The organism is Streptomyces sp. NPDC001920, from assembly GCF_053594495.1.
This window is the reverse complement of record NZ_JBSFEP010000004.1, coordinates 112,200-130,906: the sequence shown is the minus strand read 5'-3', so window position 1 is coordinate 130,906 and position 18,707 is coordinate 112,200. Positions and strand designations below refer to the sequence as shown.

18 protein-coding genes are annotated in these 18,707 nt (G+C 72.0%); 12 read left to right on the top strand and 6 right to left on the bottom strand.

The features are described 5' to 3' along the window. Nucleotides 1-255 precede the first annotated feature (255 nt). The gene (locus tag ACWCPI_RS08110) at nt 256-1,482 is read left to right on the top strand and encodes a cytochrome P450 (protein WP_451037307.1); all 1,227 of its coding nucleotides are present in this window, start codon (nt 256-258) and stop codon (nt 1,480-1,482) included. A gap of 12 nt (nt 1,483-1,494) precedes the next feature. Continuing rightward, nucleotides 1,495-1,743, top strand: coding sequence for a ferredoxin (locus ACWCPI_RS08105; protein WP_451037306.1), 249 nt, complete (start codon nt 1,495-1,497; stop codon nt 1,741-1,743). Between the two features lie 63 nt (nt 1,744-1,806). Here ACWCPI_RS08105 and ACWCPI_RS08100 read toward each other — a convergent pair whose 3' ends face one another. Continuing rightward, nucleotides 1,807-2,358: a TetR/AcrR family transcriptional regulator gene (locus tag ACWCPI_RS08100; RefSeq protein ID WP_451037305.1), complete on the bottom strand. Its 552-nt coding sequence runs from the start codon at nt 2,356-2,358 to the stop codon at nt 1,807-1,809. Nucleotides 2,359-2,469: 111 nt separating this feature from the next. Between ACWCPI_RS08100 and ACWCPI_RS08095 the strand changes: the two genes are divergently transcribed. Next, entirely contained in the window at nt 2,470-2,943 is a 474-nt protein-coding gene (locus ACWCPI_RS08095) for a nuclear transport factor 2 family protein (protein WP_451037304.1), read from the top strand. Nucleotides 2,944-3,028: 85 nt separating this feature from the next. Beyond that, entirely contained in the window at nt 3,029-3,556 is a 528-nt protein-coding gene (locus ACWCPI_RS08090; RefSeq protein WP_451037303.1) for a flavoprotein, read from the top strand. Between the two features lie 46 nt (nt 3,557-3,602). Here the strand turns inward: ACWCPI_RS08090 and ACWCPI_RS08085 are convergent, their stop codons facing one another. Further along, a complete protein-coding gene (locus tag ACWCPI_RS08085; RefSeq protein ID WP_451037302.1) occupies nt 3,603-3,761 on the bottom strand; it encodes a hypothetical protein in 159 nt (52 codons plus the stop codon). Between the two features lie 22 nt (nt 3,762-3,783). On the opposite strand from ACWCPI_RS08085, the gene ACWCPI_RS08080 reads away from it, so the two are divergent. After that, nucleotides 3,784-4,752: an aldo/keto reductase gene (locus ACWCPI_RS08080; protein ID WP_451037301.1), complete on the top strand. Its 969-nt coding sequence runs from the start codon at nt 3,784-3,786 to the stop codon at nt 4,750-4,752. 13 nt (nt 4,753-4,765) lie between these two features. Here ACWCPI_RS08080 and ACWCPI_RS08075 read toward each other — a convergent pair whose 3' ends face one another. Continuing rightward, nucleotides 4,766-5,587, bottom strand: a complete 822-nt coding sequence (locus ACWCPI_RS08075; RefSeq protein ID WP_451037300.1) for a phytanoyl-CoA dioxygenase family protein — start codon at nt 5,585-5,587, stop codon at nt 4,766-4,768. 62 nt (nt 5,588-5,649) lie between these two features. Between ACWCPI_RS08075 and ACWCPI_RS08070 the strand changes: the two genes are divergently transcribed. Both ACWCPI_RS08070 and ACWCPI_RS08065 read left to right on the top strand, forming a co-directional pair. Further along, entirely contained in the window at nt 5,650-6,579 is a 930-nt protein-coding gene (locus tag ACWCPI_RS08070; protein ID WP_451037299.1) for a helix-turn-helix domain-containing protein, read from the top strand. Between the two features lie 337 nt (nt 6,580-6,916). Further along, nucleotides 6,917-8,908, top strand: a complete 1,992-nt coding sequence (locus ACWCPI_RS08065) for a ricin-type beta-trefoil lectin domain protein (protein WP_451037298.1) — start codon at nt 6,917-6,919, stop codon at nt 8,906-8,908. A 156-nt stretch (nt 8,909-9,064) separates the two neighbouring features. Here ACWCPI_RS08065 and ACWCPI_RS08060 read toward each other — a convergent pair whose 3' ends face one another. Next, nucleotides 9,065-11,449: a SpoIIE family protein phosphatase gene (locus tag ACWCPI_RS08060; protein WP_451037297.1), complete on the bottom strand. Its 2,385-nt coding sequence runs from the start codon at nt 11,447-11,449 to the stop codon at nt 9,065-9,067. A 328-nt stretch (nt 11,450-11,777) separates the two neighbouring features. Here ACWCPI_RS08060 and ACWCPI_RS08055 point away from each other — a divergent pair, with 328 nt between their 5' ends. The 5 genes from ACWCPI_RS08055 to ACWCPI_RS08035 all read left to right on the top strand — a co-directional run bounded on the left by ACWCPI_RS08055 (nt 11,778) and on the right by ACWCPI_RS08035 (nt 17,173). Further along, nucleotides 11,778-14,021 carry a glycoside hydrolase family 9 protein gene (locus ACWCPI_RS08055; RefSeq protein WP_451037296.1) on the top strand — a complete coding sequence of 748 codons (2,244 nt, stop codon included), beginning with the start codon at nt 11,778-11,780 and terminating at the stop codon, nt 14,019-14,021. Between the two features lie 48 nt (nt 14,022-14,069). Then, the gene (locus ACWCPI_RS08050; RefSeq protein WP_451037295.1) at nt 14,070-14,534 is read left to right on the top strand and encodes a hypothetical protein; all 465 of its coding nucleotides are present in this window, start codon (nt 14,070-14,072) and stop codon (nt 14,532-14,534) included. Between the two features lie 90 nt (nt 14,535-14,624). Further along, on the top strand, nt 14,625-14,870 hold the full coding sequence (locus ACWCPI_RS08045) for a hypothetical protein (RefSeq protein WP_388805195.1): 246 nt from the start codon (nt 14,625-14,627) through the stop codon (nt 14,868-14,870). Between the two features lie 3 nt (nt 14,871-14,873). After that, nucleotides 14,874-15,251 (top strand): toxin Doc, encoded by a 378-nt coding sequence (locus tag ACWCPI_RS08040; RefSeq protein ID WP_388805192.1) that lies wholly within the window; start codon nt 14,874-14,876, stop codon nt 15,249-15,251. Nucleotides 15,252-15,550: 299 nt separating this feature from the next. Further along, a complete protein-coding gene (locus ACWCPI_RS08035; RefSeq protein ID WP_451037294.1) occupies nt 15,551-17,173 on the top strand; it encodes an RICIN domain-containing protein in 1,623 nt (540 codons plus the stop codon). On the opposite strand, the gene ACWCPI_RS08030 is transcribed toward ACWCPI_RS08035, so the two are convergent. Beyond that, on the bottom strand, nt 17,170-17,487 hold the full coding sequence (locus ACWCPI_RS08030) for a hypothetical protein (protein WP_451037293.1): 318 nt from the start codon (nt 17,485-17,487) through the stop codon (nt 17,170-17,172). The genes ACWCPI_RS08035 and ACWCPI_RS08030 overlap by 4 nt on opposite strands. Next, complete coding sequence (locus ACWCPI_RS08025; RefSeq protein ID WP_451037292.1) at nt 17,484-18,653, bottom strand: lactate 2-monooxygenase; 1,170 nt, start codon at nt 18,651-18,653, stop codon at nt 17,484-17,486. The genes ACWCPI_RS08030 and ACWCPI_RS08025 overlap by 4 nt, the downstream gene beginning before the upstream one ends. Between the last annotated feature and the right edge of the window lie 54 nt (nt 18,654-18,707).

The window sequence follows — 18,707 nt, the reverse complement described above, 5'->3', positions numbered from 1 at the left end:
TCAGCGGCAGGAAGGCGATGGTCGTAGGCATGGCCGGATTCTGCGGGGAGCGGCTGCCCTGCGACAAGCGGTTTTCCCGGAGCGTCCGTTGCGCCGTCCAGGTGAGCGGATGCCGGTGCGACGATCTTCGGCCAGATTGCCGGTGCGCTCGATCTGGCCGAACTTGTCGTGGCCCTCTAGGTGCCTCGGGCATCTAATGAAGATCGGCACGACCACCCTTCGTCTGCGAGGTCTTCCGTGACAGACACGACGGATATGACGGTCATGGCAGAGGGGGCGGGCGGGACGGAATCGCACCCCGTCGCCTTCCCCGCGAGCCGTAGCTGCCCCTACCACCCGCCCACCGCCTACGCCCCCCTGCGCGACGCGCGCCCGCTCACCCGCGTGAAGCTCTACGACGGCCGCCTCGTCTGGATGGTCACCGGTCACGCCCTCGCCCGCACCCTGCTGGCCGACCAGCGGCTGTCCTCGGACCCCCGGCGCCCCGACTTCCCGTCGCCCGTCGCGCGCTTCGCGGAGGTCCGCCGCCGCAGGACCGCGCTGCTGGGCGTCGACGACCCCGAACACCGCGTCCAGCGGCGGATGATGATCCCCAGCTTCAGTCTCAAGCGAGCGGCCGCACTGCGCCCGCGGATCCAGCAGGTCGTGGACGAACGGCTCGACGCGATGATCGCCCAGGGGCCTCCGGCCGAACTGGTGAGCGCCTTCGCCCTGCCGGTGCCCTCGATGGTGATCTGCGCCCTGCTCGGCGTCCCCTACACGGACCACGAGTTCTTCGAGGATCAGTCCCGCCGGCTGCTGCGCGGCCCGACGGCCGCCGACTCCCTGGACGCGCGCGAGCGCATGGAGGCGTACTTCGAGGAGCTGATCGACCGCAAGCAGCGGCAGCGGGAGCCCGGCGACGGTGTCCTCGACGAACTCGTGCACCAGCAGCTGCGGGACGGCGAGCTGGACCGCGAGGAGCTCATCGCGATCGCGATCATCCTGCTGGTCGCCGGCCACGAGACGACCGCCAACATGATCTCCCTCGGCACCTTCACCCTCCTGCAGCACCCCGACCGGATGGCCGAGTTGCGCGCCGACCCGGGGCTGATGCCCGCCGCCGTGGAGGAGCTGATGCGCCTGCTGTCGATCGCCGACGGTCTGCTGAGGGTCGCCATGGAGGACATCGAGGCGGCCGGCGAGACCATCCGGGCCGGCGACGGCGTGATCTTCTCCACCTCGGTGGTCAACCGCGACGAGGCCGTCTACCCGGACCCCGACGCCCTGGACTGGCACCGGCCGGCCCGTCACCACCTCGGCTTCGGGTTCGGCATCCACCAGTGCCTCGGTCAGAACCTGGCCCGGGCCGAGATGGAGATAGCCCTGCGCTCCCTCCTCGACCGGCTGCCGACCCTGCGCCTGGCCGTCCCTGCGGAGGAAATCCCCTTCAAACCCGGCGACACGATCCAGGGGATGCTGGAACTCCCCGTGGCCTGGTAAGAGGCTCCGGTCATGCACAACGAAACGCATGAATCAGACGGAACGCGCGAAACGCGCGACCTGCACATCGACATCGACCACGACCTCTGTGTGGGCGCCGGCCAGTGCGCCCTCGCCGCCCCGGCCGTCTTCACACAGGACGACGACGGCTTCAGCACCCTGCTGCCCGGCATGGAGGACGGCGGCGGTGACCCGATGGTCCGGGAGGCCGCCCGGGCATGCCCGGTCAGCGCCATCACCGTGTCGGAAACGGGGAGTTGACGCCGGGCCCAGCGCCAGGCGGCCACGGCCGTGGCGGGCCCGCACCCCGAGGTCGGGCCCGCCTCAGCGCGCCGCCACCAAAGACCTCGCCGCCTCCCGGGCCTCGGCGGCCGGTCGCGTACCGCCGGTGATGCCCGCCGTGACCATGGCGCCCTCGGCCAGCAGGTACAGCGGCCCGGCGAGGGCCTCGGGCAGCCCCGCCGCGGCCACCAAGGAGGCGAGGTAGTCGCGGAACGCCCGCTTGTGCGCCCGGACCTGGTCCGCCACCCGCTCGGACCGCGCCCCCAGCTCGCCGTACGAGTTGATCCAGGCGCACCCGCGGAAGCCCTCCTGCCCGAACCACTCCTCCAGCCAGTCGTACACGGCCAGGATCCGCCGCTCGGGGTCCGCGTGCCGCTCCACATGGGCGGCGAGGAGCTCGCGCCAGCGCACGTCACGTCGCTCCAGGTACGCCTCGACGAGCTGTTCCTTCGCCGGGAAGAGCTGGTAGAGCCGCTTGAGCGAGACCCCGGACGCGCCCCGGATGTCATCCATGCCGACGGACTGGATGCCCCGCCCGTAGAACAGTCTCTCCGCGGCGTCCAGTGCGTGCTCCCGGGCGGTTGCGCTGTCCATGAACGACCCACTCCTTGACCAGAGAACGTGCGTTCTCCTACGGTAGCAGCCAGATGGAGAACGAACGTTCTCCACATGCGGCGCCCGGTGCGCCCCGGCCTTGGAGGACGTATGACCGCCCGCCCGCCCCTGCCGCCGTTCACCCGTGAGAGCGCCGCACAGAAGGTGCAGGCCGCCGAGGACGCCTGGAACACCCGGGACCCGCACAGGGTGGCGCTCGCCTACTCGGAGGACTCGGTGTGGCGCAACCGCGACACCTTCCTCACCGGTCGCGCCGAGATCGTCGCCTTCCTCACCGCGAAGTGGGCGCGGGAGCGGGAGTACGCGCTGCGCAAGGACCTGTGGGCCTTCGACGGCAACCGCATCGCGGTCCGCTTCCAGTACGAGTGCCAGGACACCGACGGCCGGTGGTGGCGCTCGTACGGCAACGAGTTGTGGGAGTTCGACGGCCACGGCCTCATGACCCGACGCGAGGCGAGCATCAACGACGTGCCGATCGAGGAGGGGCAGCGCCGCATCCACGGTCCACGGCCCGAGAACGAGCGCGGGTCGGTCTTCCCGGTGCGCCAGGCCGTGTCCGCATAGTCCGCAAAAGCCGCACAGCCCCGCGCGGACGGCGGGACTGTGCGGACACGACCTGGCCCCCAGGCGCGTTGAGTAGGGTTCCCGAGTGACCCCACAGGCCCCGAAACCCTTCCTCTACGTCGTCGTCTGCGCCGCCGGCATCGCCGCGGACGTCGGCACGCTGATCACCGCCGCGCAGCAGCGGGACTGGGAGGTCGGCGTCATCGCGACGCCGGTCGCGACGAACGGCTTCCTCGACACCGCCGCCGTCGAGGCCCTGACCGGCCGTCCGGTGCGGTCCGCATGGCGTACGCCCGCCGACCCGCGTCCCTTCCCCCCGCCCGACGCCGTCGTCGTGGCACCGGCCACCTTCAACACCGTCAACAAGTGGGCCGCCGGTATCGCCGACACGCTGGCTCTGGGGACCCTGAGCGAGGCGTACGGCCTCGGCGTCCCCATCGCGGCCCTGCCCTGCGTCGCCGACGCCCTGGCCGCCCATCCGGCGTACCAGGAGAGCCTGATACGGCTCAGGGGGATGGGAGTGCGCTTCGGGGAGCCGTACACCGGCGAGGCCGGGGAGGGCGGCGAGCGCCCGGACTTCGGGTGGGAGCGGGCGCTGGACCTGCTGGGGTGACACGGGCGACCCGGGGCCCCTCGCCCCGGGGCGCGGCGGGCCGCGGTCAGCCGATGACTCGGCCCAGTTCGATCCGGCCGATGCTCGGCGCCCAGGCGCTCGCGTTGCCGAACGTCACCTTGTCGGCGCCCTCGGCCGGGTCGACCGGGATGCCGACCTTTCGTAGTGGGCTGAAGACGCCGCGTACGCTCCCCGTGATGGCCAACCCGAAGACAGGAGCAGCAACGATGCAGTACGTGAAGCTCGGTTCGACGGGCCTGGACGTGTCGCGGATCTGTCTGGGCTGCATGACCTACGGGCTGCCCGACCGCGGCGTGCACGAGTGGACCCTCGACGAGGCGGCGTCGAGGCCGCTGATCAGGCAGGCGCTGGACGCCGGCATCAACTTCTTCGACACCGCCAACGTCTACTCCGACGGCACCAGCGAGGAGATCGTCGGCAGGGCGCTGCGCGACTTCGCCCGCCGGGACGAGATCGTGCTGGCGACGAAGGTGAACGGCCGGATGCGTCCCGGACCCAACGGTGCCGGACTCTCCCGCAAGGCGATCATGGCGGAGATCGACCACAGCCTCGCCCGCCTCGGCACCGACTACGTCGATCTCTACCAGATCCACCGCTTCGACCCGCACACGCCGGTGGAGGAGACGATGGAGGCACTCCACGACCTGGTCAAGGCGGGCAAGGTCCGCTACCTCGGGGCGAGTTCGATGTACGCGTGGCAGTTCTCCAAGATGCAGTACACGGCCGAGCGGCACGGCTGGACCAGGTTCGTCTCGATGCAGAACCACTACAACCTCCTCTACCGCGAGGAGGAGCGCGAGATGCTGCCGCTCTGCGCGGATCAGGGCGTCGGCGTGCTCCCCTGGAGCCCGCTGGCCCGCGGACGGCTCACCCGGGACTGGGGTACGGTCACCGGGCGCAGCGCGGTCGACGACTTCGGCAGCCGTCTGTACGTCGACGGTGACCGCACCGTCGTCGAGGCCGTCGCCCGCGTGGCGGACGAACGGGGTGTCCCACGCGCCCGGATCGCCCTCGCCTGGCTCCTGCACCAGGACACGGTGGCGGCCCCGATCGTCGGCGCCGCCCGGCCGCACCACATCGAGGACGCGGTGGCGGCGGTCGAACTCGCGCTCAGCGAGAAGGAGTTGGAGGAGCTCCAACAGCCCTACGTGCCGCATCCGGTCATCGGTCACTGACCGTCCGGCATGCTCAGTGCGGACCGTGCGGTGCGAATTCCGTGCCGCACGGGCCCGCGCCCTCGCTCTCGGGCAGCGCGACGGGGTCGCCGTTCATCGTCCGGGTGCGGTAGTAGCGGCCGATGCGCTCGGCGGACCGGCCCACGTAGTGGCCGATGAAGGAACGGCGGAAGCGGTCGGCCGAACGGTTCGGCTGGGAGCCGTGCACCAGGCTGCCGTTGAAGAACAGCACGTCACCCGGGGCCATGTCGACGGGCACGGCCGTCAGGCCGGGCGGCGGCGGCACGTACTCCCGCGCGAAGGACACCTCCGCGTCCGCCGTCCGAGGGCAGAACAGGTCCATGGCATGGGTACCGGGGACGACTTCCAGACCGCCGTTGTCCCGGTCGATCACATCACAGGCGATCCACGCGGCCACACAGGTGCCCGGCTCGACCCGGAGATAGAAGTTGTCCTGGTGCAGTGCCTGCCCGCGGGACCCCGGCGGCTTGAAGTAGAACATGCTCTGCGCGGCCAGCACCTCCTCCCCGAGCAACGCCTCCAGCACGGCACGCAGTCGGGGGTCGAGCAGCACCCGCAGCGACAGTTCGTCGATCTCGTGCGGGTGCATCACTCTCGGGTACACGCACAGCGGGTCGTCGTCCGACGGGTCGGGCTCGAAGTGCCCGGGCACCGGCCCGGCCGCGTGCAGCGCGGCGAACCGTGCGCACAGCCGGTCGATCTCGTGGGGCCGGAACAGCCCGCGCGTGACCGTGAAGCCGTCCTCGTGGAACTGACGGAGCCCGGCCTCGGTCAGGATGGGGGCGCCGGCGGCGCCGATGTCCATGGCTGTCATGCGTCCACTCCTCGGTCAGGTGGCCTCGCCCGCCACGCTAGGCCGATCCGGATCCCGGGAGGATGACCGTGAGCGCTGACGGATTGCCCGGGACTGCCGCGCCCGGCGTCCCCGCCCCGCCGCCGGGCCTCGTGGTGGTCGGGCGGTACGACCAGCCGCTCGGGTACCGGGTCGACCGTCCGCGCGGCGCGGACAGCTGGCTGTTCACCTGGACGACCGCAGGCCGCGGCCGGCTGCGGCACGGGGACGCCGAGACGGGAGCCGGCTCGGGGGACCTGGTGGTGCTCGCGCCGGACGTCCCGCACGGCTACGGCGTCGAACCGGGCGCCGACCACTGGGAGTTCTGGTGGGTGCACTGCCAGGCCCGGCCCTCCTGGCGGTCCTGGCTGCGCCCGTACGGCACCGGCGCCGGGCTGTACGTCGTGTCCGCGACGCCGGACGCGGTGCACGGACGTGTCGAGACGGCGTTCCGCCGGATGCTCGCCGACGCCCGCTGGACGGGGTCGCAGGCGCCGCCGCCCGTCCCGGCGCCGGGTGCCGAGGCCGTCGCCGTGGCCCACGGCGCCGCGGCCCGCGAACTCGCCCTGTGCGCCCTGGAGGAGATCGTCCTGCTCACGGCGGGTGCCGCGCGCACGACGCCGCACGGCCCCGGCGCGGACTCCCGGATCCGCCGGGCCCAGGCGCTGATCGACGCCGACCCGGCCGCAGCGCACACGGTGCGCTCCCTCGCCGCGCACGTCGCGCTCTCGCCCTCCCGGTTCGCCCATCTCTTCACGCAGCAGCTCGGTCAGTCACCGATGCGCGCGTTGCGCGAGGCGCGTCTGCGCCATGCCGCCCGGCTGCTGGAGAGCACCGACCTGTCCGTGGAACGCGTGGCCGCGGCCTCCGGGTTCGCGAGCCCGTTCCACTTCAACCGGGTGTTCCGCGAGCGGTACGGGACACCGCCCGGCGCGTACCGGTTCACGGTTCAATGGTTGGAGGATGACTTGTGAAGGTGCGGTGAAGGCGTGCGTGGCCCGATGACCAGGAGAAAAAGCGGCAGTGCGGTGTCCCAATGGTTTGCACTCGTGTTCATGGCGAATGAGGGAAAGCCATTTTCGATTGCCCGCGGGGATTGGCGGCAATGGGCGGGCGCCCGCTATTGACCATTCGTCAAACAGTGACGGTCGTGCGGGCAATGCACAATAATCCGGAGTCCCTTGTTCCCTGCCCCTGACCTGTGCAAAGGTGTGCTTCGCTCCCGCACTTCCCGCGCTTCGCCAGGCGCGCCCGGAGCATACTCATTGGTATGGACCTTCAATGCCGCATGCCCTCCGGAGGAATGCCACCGTGCACGACGCTGGCCTGTCGAATTCCCCTCGCGACGCCCGTCACCTCGAAGTGACGGACGCTCAACTGAGCACCGAGCTCAAGCGGTGGACAGGGGCGACACCAGCGCTTCACCCCGTCGGTGAACTCCTCGACCGGCACTGGGAAGCGGGCGTCGCCTATGCGCGGTTGTGCACCGTGGACGCCCGGTCCGCGGGGATGCTCACCACCGCGGCGTTCACCCGGCTTTTCGGCGAGACTCTGCGGCACACCGGACCGAGTGCCGCGTGGCGTCCCCAACTGCTCGTCACCGTGGGCCGTATCGCGACCGAGTGGGACACCGACCACAGACAGGAAATGCTCCACCCCGAACTGCGGTCCGACGCGAACCATCCGGAGCGCGCCGCAGCCCGTCTGCTGCCGCCGATGAACCGCCGGCTGCTGTCCGAGGCCTTCGTACGGCTTCCCCAGTCGGCCCGCTGTCTGCTGTGGCACACCGAGGTGGAGTCGGAGCCGACGGCCGTACCGGCCGCACTCCTCGGCCTGGACGAGGAGTCCGCCCGTGTCGACCTGGGCCGGGCCCGAGACCGGCTGCGCGAGGAGTGCCTCCAGGTCCACCGGGAGCTCGCCCCCGAGCAGGAGTGCCGGCGGTACCTGCGGATGCTGGACGTGACCTACCGGCGCGGCGGCATCGACGTCGACCCCGACCTGCGCGAGCACCTGAACCGATGCGGGCACTGCAGCGAGACCGCCGAGCAACTGCACGTCTTCAACACCGGGCTCGGTCCCGCCCTGGCCGAGGCGGTGCTCGGCTGGGGCGCGGGCGCCTACGTGGAGGCGAGAGCGAGCCGGCTCGACGAGCCGACGGAGCCCGCGCCGGAGCCGGCCGCGGCGATAGCGGGCGAGTCCTTCTTCTGCGACGGAGCCAACGGCGCGCCCGAGGCGAAGACCCCCGGCCCTCCCGAAGCCGCCCCCGGCCGCCCCGTGGCAGGTGCCCCGTGGGGCGAGGCCCTCGCGGGAGAACGCCCCGGCTCCGTGGCCGCGCCCCTCCCCTCTCCGGGCGAGCCCGTGGGAGCGACGGGCGACCCCGCCGCCGGGATGCCCGGCAGGTCCGGTGCGCTTCGTGCCGGCGCCGGGGCCTTTGCACCCACGCCGATGGGCCCCCGGCGGGCTCGTAAGGCCGGCCGGCGCCCCGCCCCGCGCACCGGCGCCGCGACCCCGTCCCCCTCCGGCGAGCCCCGCCCCGGCGACGCCGCGCCCCGCTCCGGCGCCCGCGCCTACTCGGGCCGCGCGGCCCTGAAGGCCGCCCGCCGTGCGGCCCGGCGCCGCAACCTCACGGCCGCGGTCGCGACCGTCAGCGCCCTTGTCGTCCTCCCGCTCGTCGTCTGGTCGTCCCTCGACTCGGGCGACGACTCCGCCCCGGCCGCGCAGGACCGCCCTTCCGACGCGCCCGACTCCGGCGGCACCACCACCGGCAACCCGTCCTGGGCCGGAGCCGCCGAGGCCGCCAAGGGCGATCTGCGCGGCCGGCTGCACAACATCGGGTCCGGGATGTGCGTCGGCGTCGTCGGCGGCAAGGTCGTCGAGGGAGCGGAGACCGCACTGGCCGCCTGCTCCTCGGCCCCCGGTCAGCAGTGGGCGTACGAGACCGACGGCCTGCTGCGCAGCGCCGCGAACCCCGATCTGTGCCTCGACTCCCACCTCGGCTACTCGGTCCGCCTGGCCCCCTGCACGGGCGCCTCGGAGTCGGTGGCCGACGACGTCCGCTACGACTTCACGCTCCAGGGCATGCTGGTGCCGCGCTTCGACCAGGACCTGGCCCTCACTCCCGCCGCCACCGACGGCTCGGGCGCTCTGGTCCTCAAGGCCCGCGACGACGACGGTGACGCCCAGCACTGGGTCATCGACACGTCGAGGACGAAGCTCCAGATGGAGGCGGTCACCTGGGCCTCGGAGGCGGAGGCCGAGAGGGCGACCGCCACGCCGCCCTCCACCCCGAAGCCCGCCCGGTAGCCGAGCCCGACCCCGACACCGTCGGCCGCGCCGCCGGACCCGCAGCCGACGTCCACGAGCCCGTCGCCCTCACCCCGCCTCACGCGGCGCGTCCGGGGCCGGCGCGACGGTCATGGGTGTGCCGGGCCCGGGGAGGATCCGTACGGCCGGGCGGCGTCACACCTCGCCGAGCAGGCCGATCTCCGCCCAGATCGTCTTGCCCTCCGTCGTGTGCCGGCTGCCCCAGCGCTGGGTCAGCTGAGCGACCAGCAGCAGTCCACGGCCGCCCTCGTCGAAGACCTTGGCGCGGCGCAGATGCGGAGCGGTGTGGCTGGTGTCCGACACCTCGCAGATCAGTGTGGCCGTGTCGTGGATCAGCCGGAGCCGGATGGGGTGGGTGCCGTACCGGATGGCGTTGGTCACCAGCTCACTGACCACGAGCTCCGCGGTGAAGGACGCCTCGCTCAGGCTCCAGGTGCCGAGTTGCTCCAGGACCTGCTTGCGGATGGGTGCGACGAGCGCCGGGTCCGCCGGGATGTCCCAGGTCGCCACCCGGGCGGCGGGCAGCCCCTGGGTGCGGGCCAGCAGCAGCGCCACGTCGTCGGCGGCGCCGCCCGACGGGAGCAGGGCGTGCAGCACGTGGTCGCAGGTCTCGTCCAGGGAGTCGGCGGCGGCCGACAGCGCGTCGCACAGGAGCGCGTGGCTGGCGTCGACGTCGCGCTCGCGGCTCTCGATCAGGCCGTCGGTGTAGAAGGAGAGCACCGTGCCCTCGCGCATCTCGATCTCGGCGGACTCGAACGGCAGCCCGCCCAGGCCGAGCGGCGGACCGGCCGGCAACTCGATCTCCCGCGCCCGGCCACCGGGCGGCACCATGACCGGCGAGGGGTGGCCCGCCCGGGCCATCGTGCAGCGCCGGGAGACCGGGTCGTACACCGCGTACAGACAGGTGGCGCCGACCTCGCCGGGGCTGCCGCCGTTGCCCGTCTCCTCGGACAGCCGTACGACGAGGTCGTCGAGGTGGGTGAGCAGTTCGTCGGGGGCGAGGTCGATGTCGGCCAGGGTGCGTACCGCGGTGCGCAGCCGGCCCATGGTGGCCGAGGCCTGGACGCCGTGGCCGACGACGTCCCCGACCACCATCGCGACCCGCAGCCCGGACAGCGGGATCACGTCGAACCAGTCGCCGCCCACCCCGGACCGCGCCGCCGGCAGATACCGGGAGGCCGCTTCGACGGCGGCGGTGCGCGGCAGGGATCGGGGCAGCAGGCTGCGCTGCAGGGCCAGGGCGGTCTCGCGCTCTCGGGAGTAGCGGCGGGCGTTGTCGATGCAGACGGCCGCGCGGGCCGTGATCTCCTCGGCCAGCAGGACGTCGTCGGGTGTGAACGGCTCGGGGTTCTTGAACCGGGTGAGCACGGCGACCCCGAGGGTGGTGCCACGGGCCTGGATCGGCACCGACATGGTGGTGTGGATGCCGTACTCCTTGATCCGCTCGGCGCGGGCCGGATCCCAGGCCAGCCAGTCCTCCAGGTCCCCGGTCGACGTCGAGGCCACGATGGTGTGGCCCGCGAGCAGGGCGTCTGCCTGGGGCGAGAGGGCGGGATACACATCGAGCTGCCCCGGCCGGGCCACCGCTTCCGGGCTGCCCGCGTTGACGGAGCGGTCGGCGGTCCGGCGCAGGGCGACCGGCGCGGTGAGTCGCTCGGAGGGCAGTTCGCCGCCGTCTTCCTGCGGGTCCAGAAGGTCGACGCTGACGAAGTCGGCGAGCGCGGGCACACAGATGTCCGCCAGCTCCTGGGCCGTGCGGGTGACGTCGAGGGTGGTGCCGATGCTCACGCTCGCCTCGTTCACCAGTTGCAGCCGTTCCTGGGCCACGTACTGCTCGGTGAAGTCGTGGGCGGCGACGGCCACCCCGCGCACCCGCCCCTTGCCGTCGACGACCGGCGCGAGGCGGGCCAGCCAGGCGTGCGTCCGGTCGCCGCCGACCGGGACGTACGTCCGTACGTCGGTGCCGCGTCCGGTCGTGAGGACGCGCAGAAGCTGTCGTTCGACGTCGTGGGCCTGCGGACGGCCGCTCAGTTCGGGCGCTCGCAGCCCGCGGATGTTCTCCTCGGCCAGCATGAGGATCTCCGACATGACGGAGTTGATCCTGCGCAGCCGGAGCCGGTCGTCGTAGATCGCGATGGCGCAGGGCGAGTCGAGCAGTCCGACGTCGTCCAGCGGATCGTCGGGCAGGCGCCGACCGTCCTGCTCGACCGGCGTGACCACGAGCCAGCGGTGCGGGCCGTCGTCCCGCGCATGCACCCGGTGCGCGAGCAGCCATACGGGCAGTGTGCCGCCGTCACGGCGACGCAGGGTGAGGACGCCGTCCCAGCGGTCGCCCTCCGGAGCGGGACGTCTGCCCTTGTCCTCGTCGGCCAGCAGGTCGTCGGCGGGCCGCCCCAGCACCTCGGCGGCGCGGTGGCCCAGCAGCCGCTCGGCGCCGGCGTTCCATTCCACGAGGGTGCCGTCGGCGTCGATGACCGCCCGGGCCGTCGCGGCCTCGTCGAACGGATAATCCGGGCTCATCTCGCCACTCCATCGCGCACACTCACCGTGAACAAGCGTGTCACCGCGGCCCCAGCCTAGTGCGTCGGCGACCCGCCCGTATCGGAATGACGGTCACACGACCGCCCTCGCGGACTCGTGGATGCCGGTGAGGTTCGCCGGCCTCCACATGGACCTCCGGCCACCGCGACGGCAAGGAGGCCGGTGGAGTCTGCCGGGCGGTCCGGGCGCAACCAGTCCCGTCCGGACCGTTGACGGCGTGTCATGTTGCCGACAAGCATTACCCCGTCCGCTTCTGGGAGCGCTCCCACCGCGAGCGTCACCCGCACCTCACCCGAGGAGCCCAGACGTGAAACGACGTAGAAGAACCCTGTTGTCCCTGACGGCCTTACTGGCGGCGGGACTCACCGCACTCCCTGTCGCCCCCGCGGGAGCGGAAGAGGTCGAGCAGCTCAAGAACGGCACTTTCGACACCACCACCGAGCCGTGGTGGGCGACCAGCAACGTCACCGCGGGCCTGTCCGAAGGGCGGCTGTGCGCCGATGTCCCCGGTGGCACCGCCAACCGCTGGGACGCCGCCGTCGGGCAGAACGACATCACGCTGGTGAAGGGGGAGTCGTACCGCTTCTCCTTCACCGCGAACGGTTCGCCCGAGGGTCATGTGGTGCGGGCGGTCGTCGGCCTGGCCGCCGCGCCGTACGACACCTACTTCGAGGTGACGCCGGAGCTGAGCGTCTCCGGGAACGCGTACTCCTACACCTTCACCTCGCCCGTGGACACCCCGCAGGGCCAGGTCGCCTTCCAGCTCGGCGGCAGTGCGGACGCCTGGCGCTTCTGCATGGACGACGCCTCGCTGCTGGGCGGCGTCCCGCCCGAGGTGTACGAGCCCGACACCGGACCGCGGGTACGGGTGAACCAGGTCGCCTATCTGCCCGCCGGGCCGAAGAACGCCACGCTCGTCACCGACGCCACCCGCAGGCTGCCCTGGCAGCTGAAGAACGCGTCCGGGGCCGTGGTGGCCCAGGGCTGGACCGTGCCGCGCGGCACCGACGCCTCCTCCGCGCAGAACGTCCACTCCATCGACTTCGGCCCGTACCGCAGGCCGGGCAAGGACTTCACGCTGGTCGCCGACGGGGAGGCGAGCCGCCCCTTCGACATCGGTACGGCCGCCTACGAGCGGCTGCGCCTCGACGCCGCGAAGTACTACTACACCCAGCGCAGCGGCATCGCGATCCGCGACGACCTGCGCCCGGGCTACGCCCGTCCCGCCGGACACGTCGACGTGGCCCCCAACCGGGGCGACGGCGCAGTGCCCTGGCAGCCGGGGGTGTGCGACTACCGGCTCGACGTCACCGGCGGCTGGTACGACGCCGGCGACCACGGCAAGTACGTCGTCAACGGCGGCATCTCCGTGTGGGAGCTGCTGAGCACCTACGAACGCGAACTGCTCGCCCGCACCGGGGAACCGCAGAAGCTGCGCGACGGCACGCTCGCCATCCCGGAGAGCGGCAACAACGTGCCCGACATCCTGGACGAGGTCCGCTGGGAGCTGGAGTTCCTGCTGAAGATGCAGGTGCCCGCCGGGCAGCCGCTGGCCGGCATGGCGCACCACAAGATCCACGACGAGCAGTGGACGGGTCTGCCCCTGATGCCGCACGACGACCCGCAGAAGCGCGAACTGCACCCGCCGTCCACCGCCGCGACCCTGAACCTGGCGGCGACGGCCGCGCAGGCGGCGCGCCTGTACAAGCCGTACGACAAGGAGTTCGCGGCGAAGACTCTGGCCGCCGCCCGCACGGCCTGGTCGGCGGCGCTCGCGCACCCCGACCGGTACGCCTCCGAGAGCGACGGCATCGGCGGCGGTACCTACGCCGACGACAACGTCACCGACGAGTTCTACTGGGCCGCGGCGGAGCTGTATCTCAGCACCGGCGAGAAGGAGTTCGCGGACCACGTCCTGAACTCCCCGGTGCACACGGCCGACATCTTCGTTCCCGTCGGCTACGACTGGGCGAGGACGGCGGCAGCGGCGCGGCTGGACCTGGCGACCGTGCCGAGCAAGCTGCCCGGCCGGGACAAGGTGCGCCAGTCCGTGGTCAAGGGGGCGGACCGCTACCTGGCCACGCTGAGGTCCCATCCGTACGGCATGCCGTACGCGCCCGAGGGCAACCTCTACGACTGGGGTTCCAACCACCAGATCCTGCACAACGCCGTCGTCATCGCCACGGCGTACGACATCACCGGTGCCTCCAAGTACCGGGACGGCGCGGTGCAGAGCATGGACTACATCCTCGGGCGCAACGCGCTGAACATGTCGTACGTGACCGGCTACGGCGAGGTCGCCGCCCGCAACCAGCACGCCCGCTGGTACGCCCACCAGCTCGACCCCAGCCAGCCGAACCCGCCGGTCGGCACGCTGGCCGGCGGGCCGAACTCCGGTATCCAGGACCCCTACGCACAGAGCAAACTCAAGGGCTGCGTCGGGCAGTTCTGCTACATCGACGACATCCAGTCCTGGTCGACGAACGAGCACACGATCAACTGGAACTCGGCGCTGACCCGGATGGCGTCGTTCGTGGCGGACCAGGCGTAGGCGGAAATCCGCTGGCAGGGGTTCCATGACCGTGGCGATACTGCGGGCATGAGCAGAATCGCGGAGGTCATCGTGCTGGCCCTGGGAAACTCCCACGAGGTCATGGAGCCCCTCCTCGAGCACGACGACGAGCGCACCTGGGCCGGCAGGTTCGTGCCCATCCCGAGCTCCCTGGGCGGGGGCACCATGTACGGCTGGGCGTCGGAGTTCGTCCGGGTGGGTTCCCGGACGGGACTGCTGAAGCACCTGGAGTCGCTGCCCTGGGACCGCCCGGAGAGCGTCCAGGTGCTGATCCACGACGAGGAGGACGACTGCTTCGGGCTGTGGATGATCCACGACGGGGCGCTGGTGGAGATCCCGCTTCCCGGCACCGAGCGGTTCCACGGCCCGGCGCCCGAGACCTTCGAGTTCGCGCCGAGCCCGGGATGGCTGGTGCGCACGGACCAGGGCGAAGGGCAATGGCGTCCCGAGCAGACCCCCGAACATCTGCGTGACCCCCGCCCGGCCTGGTAGACCACCCGCCCATCCGGCTCCGGTACCGGCGTACATCACACTTGACCTGCAGGTATTTACGGGTAAGTACCCGAGCGGTACCGTGAGGGCATGCCAGCTCTCAACGTGGAGTTCAGCGACCGCGAGCTTGAGGACCTGCGGCAGATCGCCAAGGAGCGCGGTACGTCGATGAAGGCGCTCGTGCGGGAGGCGGCCGCGGCCGACATAGCGCGGCACCGGGCGCTGCAGGAGGGCGCCGAGGCGTTCCGCCGGTTCTTCTCGACGCACGCCGAGGAGTTCGCGGCCGCCTTCCCCGACGACGAACCGCCGGCAAAGGGCGAGGGGCGGGCCGCCTGACCGATGGCTGCTGTCATCCATATCGACGTGCCCTGGCTGCTCCAGCGTCACGAAGAGGTCCTGCCGGACCAGCCCACGATCAACGACTTCTCGGCGTTGGTCGCCGCCGTCGCCCGCCATCGCGTGGATCCGCCCCGTCTGGGCGTCGACTCCGACCCGGCCTGGCGGGCCGCCGCACTGCTGCACACCCTGGCCCTGCTCAAGCCGCTGCCTTCGGCCAACGCCCGCTTCGCCTGCGCGTCCGCGGTCGCCTACATGTTCGTCAGCGGTGTCGGCATCGACCCGCCCTACGGCGCCCTCGTCGATCTCGCCCGCGACCTGATCGCCGGCAGCACCGATGTGTACGGCGCGGCGGACCGGCTGCGTTCCTGGCAGATCTGAGTCCCGCCGGGAATGCCTGAAGGTGCGCGCGGGCAGCGAGTTCACCACCGTATCTGACTTTCCTTCAACGGTGCGGATGTTGCCCGAGTGCCTTGTTGGTCATGAGCTGGCTGTGCCAGGGTGAAGTACCCGTGGGGGGTGGAAAAGGCCTGGCTCATTCGTGCCGAGGGGAACCGGGGCGGAAGGGCGTCGGTGAATTCACGCTCCCCTCGCTCGCGTCGAAAAGGTACGCATCAGACCACTCGTCCTTTTCGACGGCCAGACCTTCTGTGTCACAAGCGCGGGAAGGAATCCGTTCAGTGCCCACCCCCCACCCCCCTCGTCCCCCTTACCCCCCGTCCGGAGGCGTTCCCGAGGAATCCGACGAAGGTCTCGCCGCCCGGCTGCGGGGCAGTCCGGACCAAGAGGCCACTTCGGCCGTCGCGCTGCTGATGGCGCGGCACTGGCAGTCGGGCCACGCATACGCGGTGATCTGTCTCGCCTCCTCGGGCGAGGTCGCCGACATGGTCACGGCCGCCGCCTTTCACCAGGTCCTGGACCGCCTGGCGCTGGGCGAACCGGCCGCCGCGCTGCGCCCGCGGCTGCTCGTCGCGGTCCGCGACACGGTGCGGCGGTGGGCGGCCGAGGAGCGGACCGCGGCCGTGCTGCCGGAGCTGGCGAAACCCGCGGGCGGTCGCGGTATGCGTTCGGCGAAGTTCATGACGCCCGAAAATCGCAAGCTCGCCGATCGGTCGTTCCAGGCGCTCCCAGGACTTGCCCGTTGCCTGCTCTGGCATACCGAGGTGGAGGCCGAACCGCTGAGCATACCCGCCGGTTTGTCGGGTATGGACACCGTTACCGCCGCGGCCGCTCTCGAACAAGCGCGTGATAAATTCCGTGAAGGCTGTGTACATGCCCATCGGGAACTCGCGCCGACGAAGGATTGCCGGTTCTACAACCGCCTCCTCGATGTCCCCATGCGCCGGGGCGGTGCCCTGCTCCCCGATGTCCAGCAGCATCTGGCGAACTGCCGTTACTGCCGTGACGCCGCCGAACAACTGAGCCATTTCGAGGGCGGGTTGGGTGTGCTCATCGCCGAGGCGGTGCTGGGCTGGGGCGCGCGCCGCTATCTGGACACCCGGCCGGGCCGTACCGACGGCGACGTGCCCGGACCGCGACGCACCCGCTCCGCCCGGCACGGCGCACGCCGCCGCCGGCTGCTCGCGCGGATCCCCGCACACGTCCGCTCGGTGCCCGGTGGACCGCGCTCGCCACGCACGCTCCTCACGGGAGTGGGCCTCGCCTCTGCCGGGCTGATCGCGGTCATGCTCGCCGCGGGTCTGCTCTCCGACGACGACGGCGTCGATCCGGCCGCCTCCGCGACCGGCGGCGGCAACGCGTCCCAGGTCCCGCCCGCGGCGTCCGCCTCTGCGCCGGGTACGGCACAACTGCCCACCGCACCGCTGCGGACCAGGCTGCGCAACGCCGACGCCCAGCTGTGCCTCGGTATCGAGGGCGAGCCGAAGGAGGGCGCCGGCACCGAACTGGCCGCCTGCTCGGACGACGCCGGCCAGCAGTGGACCTACGAGAAGGACGGGCTGCTGCGCAGCGTGGCCGATCGCGACCTGTGCCTGGACTCGCACGTGGACGCGGGCGTGGTCATCCTCGGCACCTGCGCCGACGACGACTCCCCGCGCGCCGACGACGTGCGCTACGACCTCACCGTGCAGGGCGAGTTGCTGCCGCGCTGGGACGAGCAACTCGCCCTCACCTCCACCACCGGGGACACGGGCGCCGACATCGTCGTCAAGGTCCGCGACGGCTCCGAGGGGCAGCGCTGGCTGACCGATCCCGTGACATCGGCGCATCCAGGTTCGCTGTCGAGCGCGGAGACCGGGGCGCCGGGGGCACGAGCGGTGCGGGCGGGGGAGGAGCCCGCTTAGGGGGTGCTTCGGCAGTCCCGCGCAGCACCCACGGCCGCCCGGTGCCGCGTCCCGTCGGTGCACGGGGCGTGCAGGAGGACGGATGCGGCGGTGCGCAGCGGTTCGCCGAGCGGCTCAGGGCGGGCGGCGCCGGACTCGGCCTCCGCCTCGGGTGACGGCCGGCGGCGACCGGCGTGGACGACGGCCCGGCCGAACGCTGCCGTGCGGCGGTCGACATGTGTCCGCTCGGGGAGGAGCGCGGCCAGGCCGGCGCCGTCGATGCCGCCGCCTACGAGCGGTGAGATGACGGCGAGGACGTTCCGCGCGGCGGTCATGCGGACTCCTCGTCCAGATCGGCGGGGCCCGGGGTGGTGGGGCCCGCGTGGCCGGACAGAGCGAGGGTGAGGTCCAGTTCGGCGAGCAGGCAGCGGATGACATGCTCGACCCCTGCCTGCCCGTCGAGGCCGAGTCCGTAGACGTACGGCCGTCCCACGAGCACCGCCCGCGCGCCGAGGGCGAGTGCCTTGAAGATGTCGTCGCCGGTGCGGATACCGCTGTCGAACAGCACGGTCAGCCGGTCCCCGACCGCCGCCACGACCCGGGGCAGGGCGTCGGCCGCACCGACGGAGCCGGCCACCTGGCGGCCGCCGTGGTTGGAGACGACGACCCCGTCCATCCCGGCTTCGGCCGCCTCGCGGGCGTCGTCCGGGTGCAGGACGCCCTTCAGCACGATCGGGCCGTCCCAGTTCTCCCGCAGGAACGCAAGGTCCGGCCAGGTCTTGGCGGGGTCCGAGAACATCCCCACGAAGTGCATGACGGCCGCGTTCAAATCCTCGTGCACCGGCTTGGCGAGGCCTGCCCGGAAGGCCGGGTCGGTGAAGTAGTTGGCGGTGCCGACGCCGTGCAGGAACGGCAGGTACGCCTGGTCGAGGTCGCGCGGCCGCCAGGCCAGCATCGGCGTGTCCAGCGTGACGACGAGCGCGGTGAACCCGGCCGCCTTCGCCCGGCCCAGGAAGCTGCGGGCCACCTCCGGATCCTTCGGCCAGTACAGCTGGAACCAGCGCTCGGCGTCCCCCATCGCCTCGGCCACCTGTTCCATGGGGGTGCTGGACGCCGAACTCAGGACGAACGGCACACCCTGCGCGGCGGCGGCCCGTGCGGCCGCGCACTCCGCGTCCGGGTGCATGATCGACAGCACGCCGACGGGCGCCAGCGCCAGCGGCGCGGGCAGGGAGCGGCCGAGCACCTCCACGGACAGGTCCCGCTCGTGCACGTCCCGCAGCATGCGCGGCACTATGCGGCGGCGCCGCAGCGCCTCCCGGTTGGCGCGGGCCGTGCTGCCGTCGCCGGCGCTTCCCGCCACGTAGCCGACCGGACCCGGGCCGAGGCGCCGCTCGGTCAGCTCCTCCAGCCGGGTCAGATCGGTGGGCAGCCGGGGCACGGCCCCGGTCATCCCGTTCAGGTAGATCTCGTACTGGAAGTCCGCCCGGTGCTCACCCATTGCGCAGGCCCCGCCTCTCGTCACTGAGAACGCGCTGTACGCAGACCATACCGA

Bases quoted from the DNA above. Each gene is read 5' to 3' on its own strand.
- ACWCPI_RS08110 (WP_451037307.1), top strand. From the start codon at position 256: ATGACGGTCATGGCAGAGGGGGCGGGCGGGACGGAATCGCACCCCGTC.
- ACWCPI_RS08105 (WP_451037306.1), top strand. From the start codon at position 1,495: ATGCACAACGAAACGCATGAATCAGACGGAACGCGCGAAACGCGCGAC.
- ACWCPI_RS08100 (WP_451037305.1), bottom strand. From the start codon at position 2,358: ATGGACAGCGCAACCGCCCGGGAGCACGCACTGGACGCCGCGGAGAGA.
- ACWCPI_RS08095 (WP_451037304.1), top strand. From the start codon at position 2,470: ATGACCGCCCGCCCGCCCCTGCCGCCGTTCACCCGTGAGAGCGCCGCA.
- ACWCPI_RS08080 (WP_451037301.1), top strand. From the start codon at position 3,784: ATGCAGTACGTGAAGCTCGGTTCGACGGGCCTGGACGTGTCGCGGATC.
- ACWCPI_RS08075 (WP_451037300.1), bottom strand. From the start codon at position 5,587: ATGACAGCCATGGACATCGGCGCCGCCGGCGCCCCCATCCTGACCGAG.
- ACWCPI_RS08070 (WP_451037299.1), top strand. From the start codon at position 5,650: ATGACCGTGAGCGCTGACGGATTGCCCGGGACTGCCGCGCCCGGCGTC.
- ACWCPI_RS08060 (WP_451037297.1), bottom strand. From the start codon at position 11,449: ATGAGCCCGGATTATCCGTTCGACGAGGCCGCGACGGCCCGGGCGGTC.
- ACWCPI_RS08050 (WP_451037295.1), top strand. From the start codon at position 14,070: ATGAGCAGAATCGCGGAGGTCATCGTGCTGGCCCTGGGAAACTCCCAC.
- ACWCPI_RS08045 (WP_388805195.1), top strand. From the start codon at position 14,625: ATGCCAGCTCTCAACGTGGAGTTCAGCGACCGCGAGCTTGAGGACCTG.
- ACWCPI_RS08040 (WP_388805192.1), top strand. From the start codon at position 14,874: ATGGCTGCTGTCATCCATATCGACGTGCCCTGGCTGCTCCAGCGTCAC.
- ACWCPI_RS08030 (WP_451037293.1), bottom strand. From the start codon at position 17,487: ATGACCGCCGCGCGGAACGTCCTCGCCGTCATCTCACCGCTCGTAGGC.
- ACWCPI_RS08025 (WP_451037292.1), bottom strand. From the start codon at position 18,653: ATGGGTGAGCACCGGGCGGACTTCCAGTACGAGATCTACCTGAACGGG.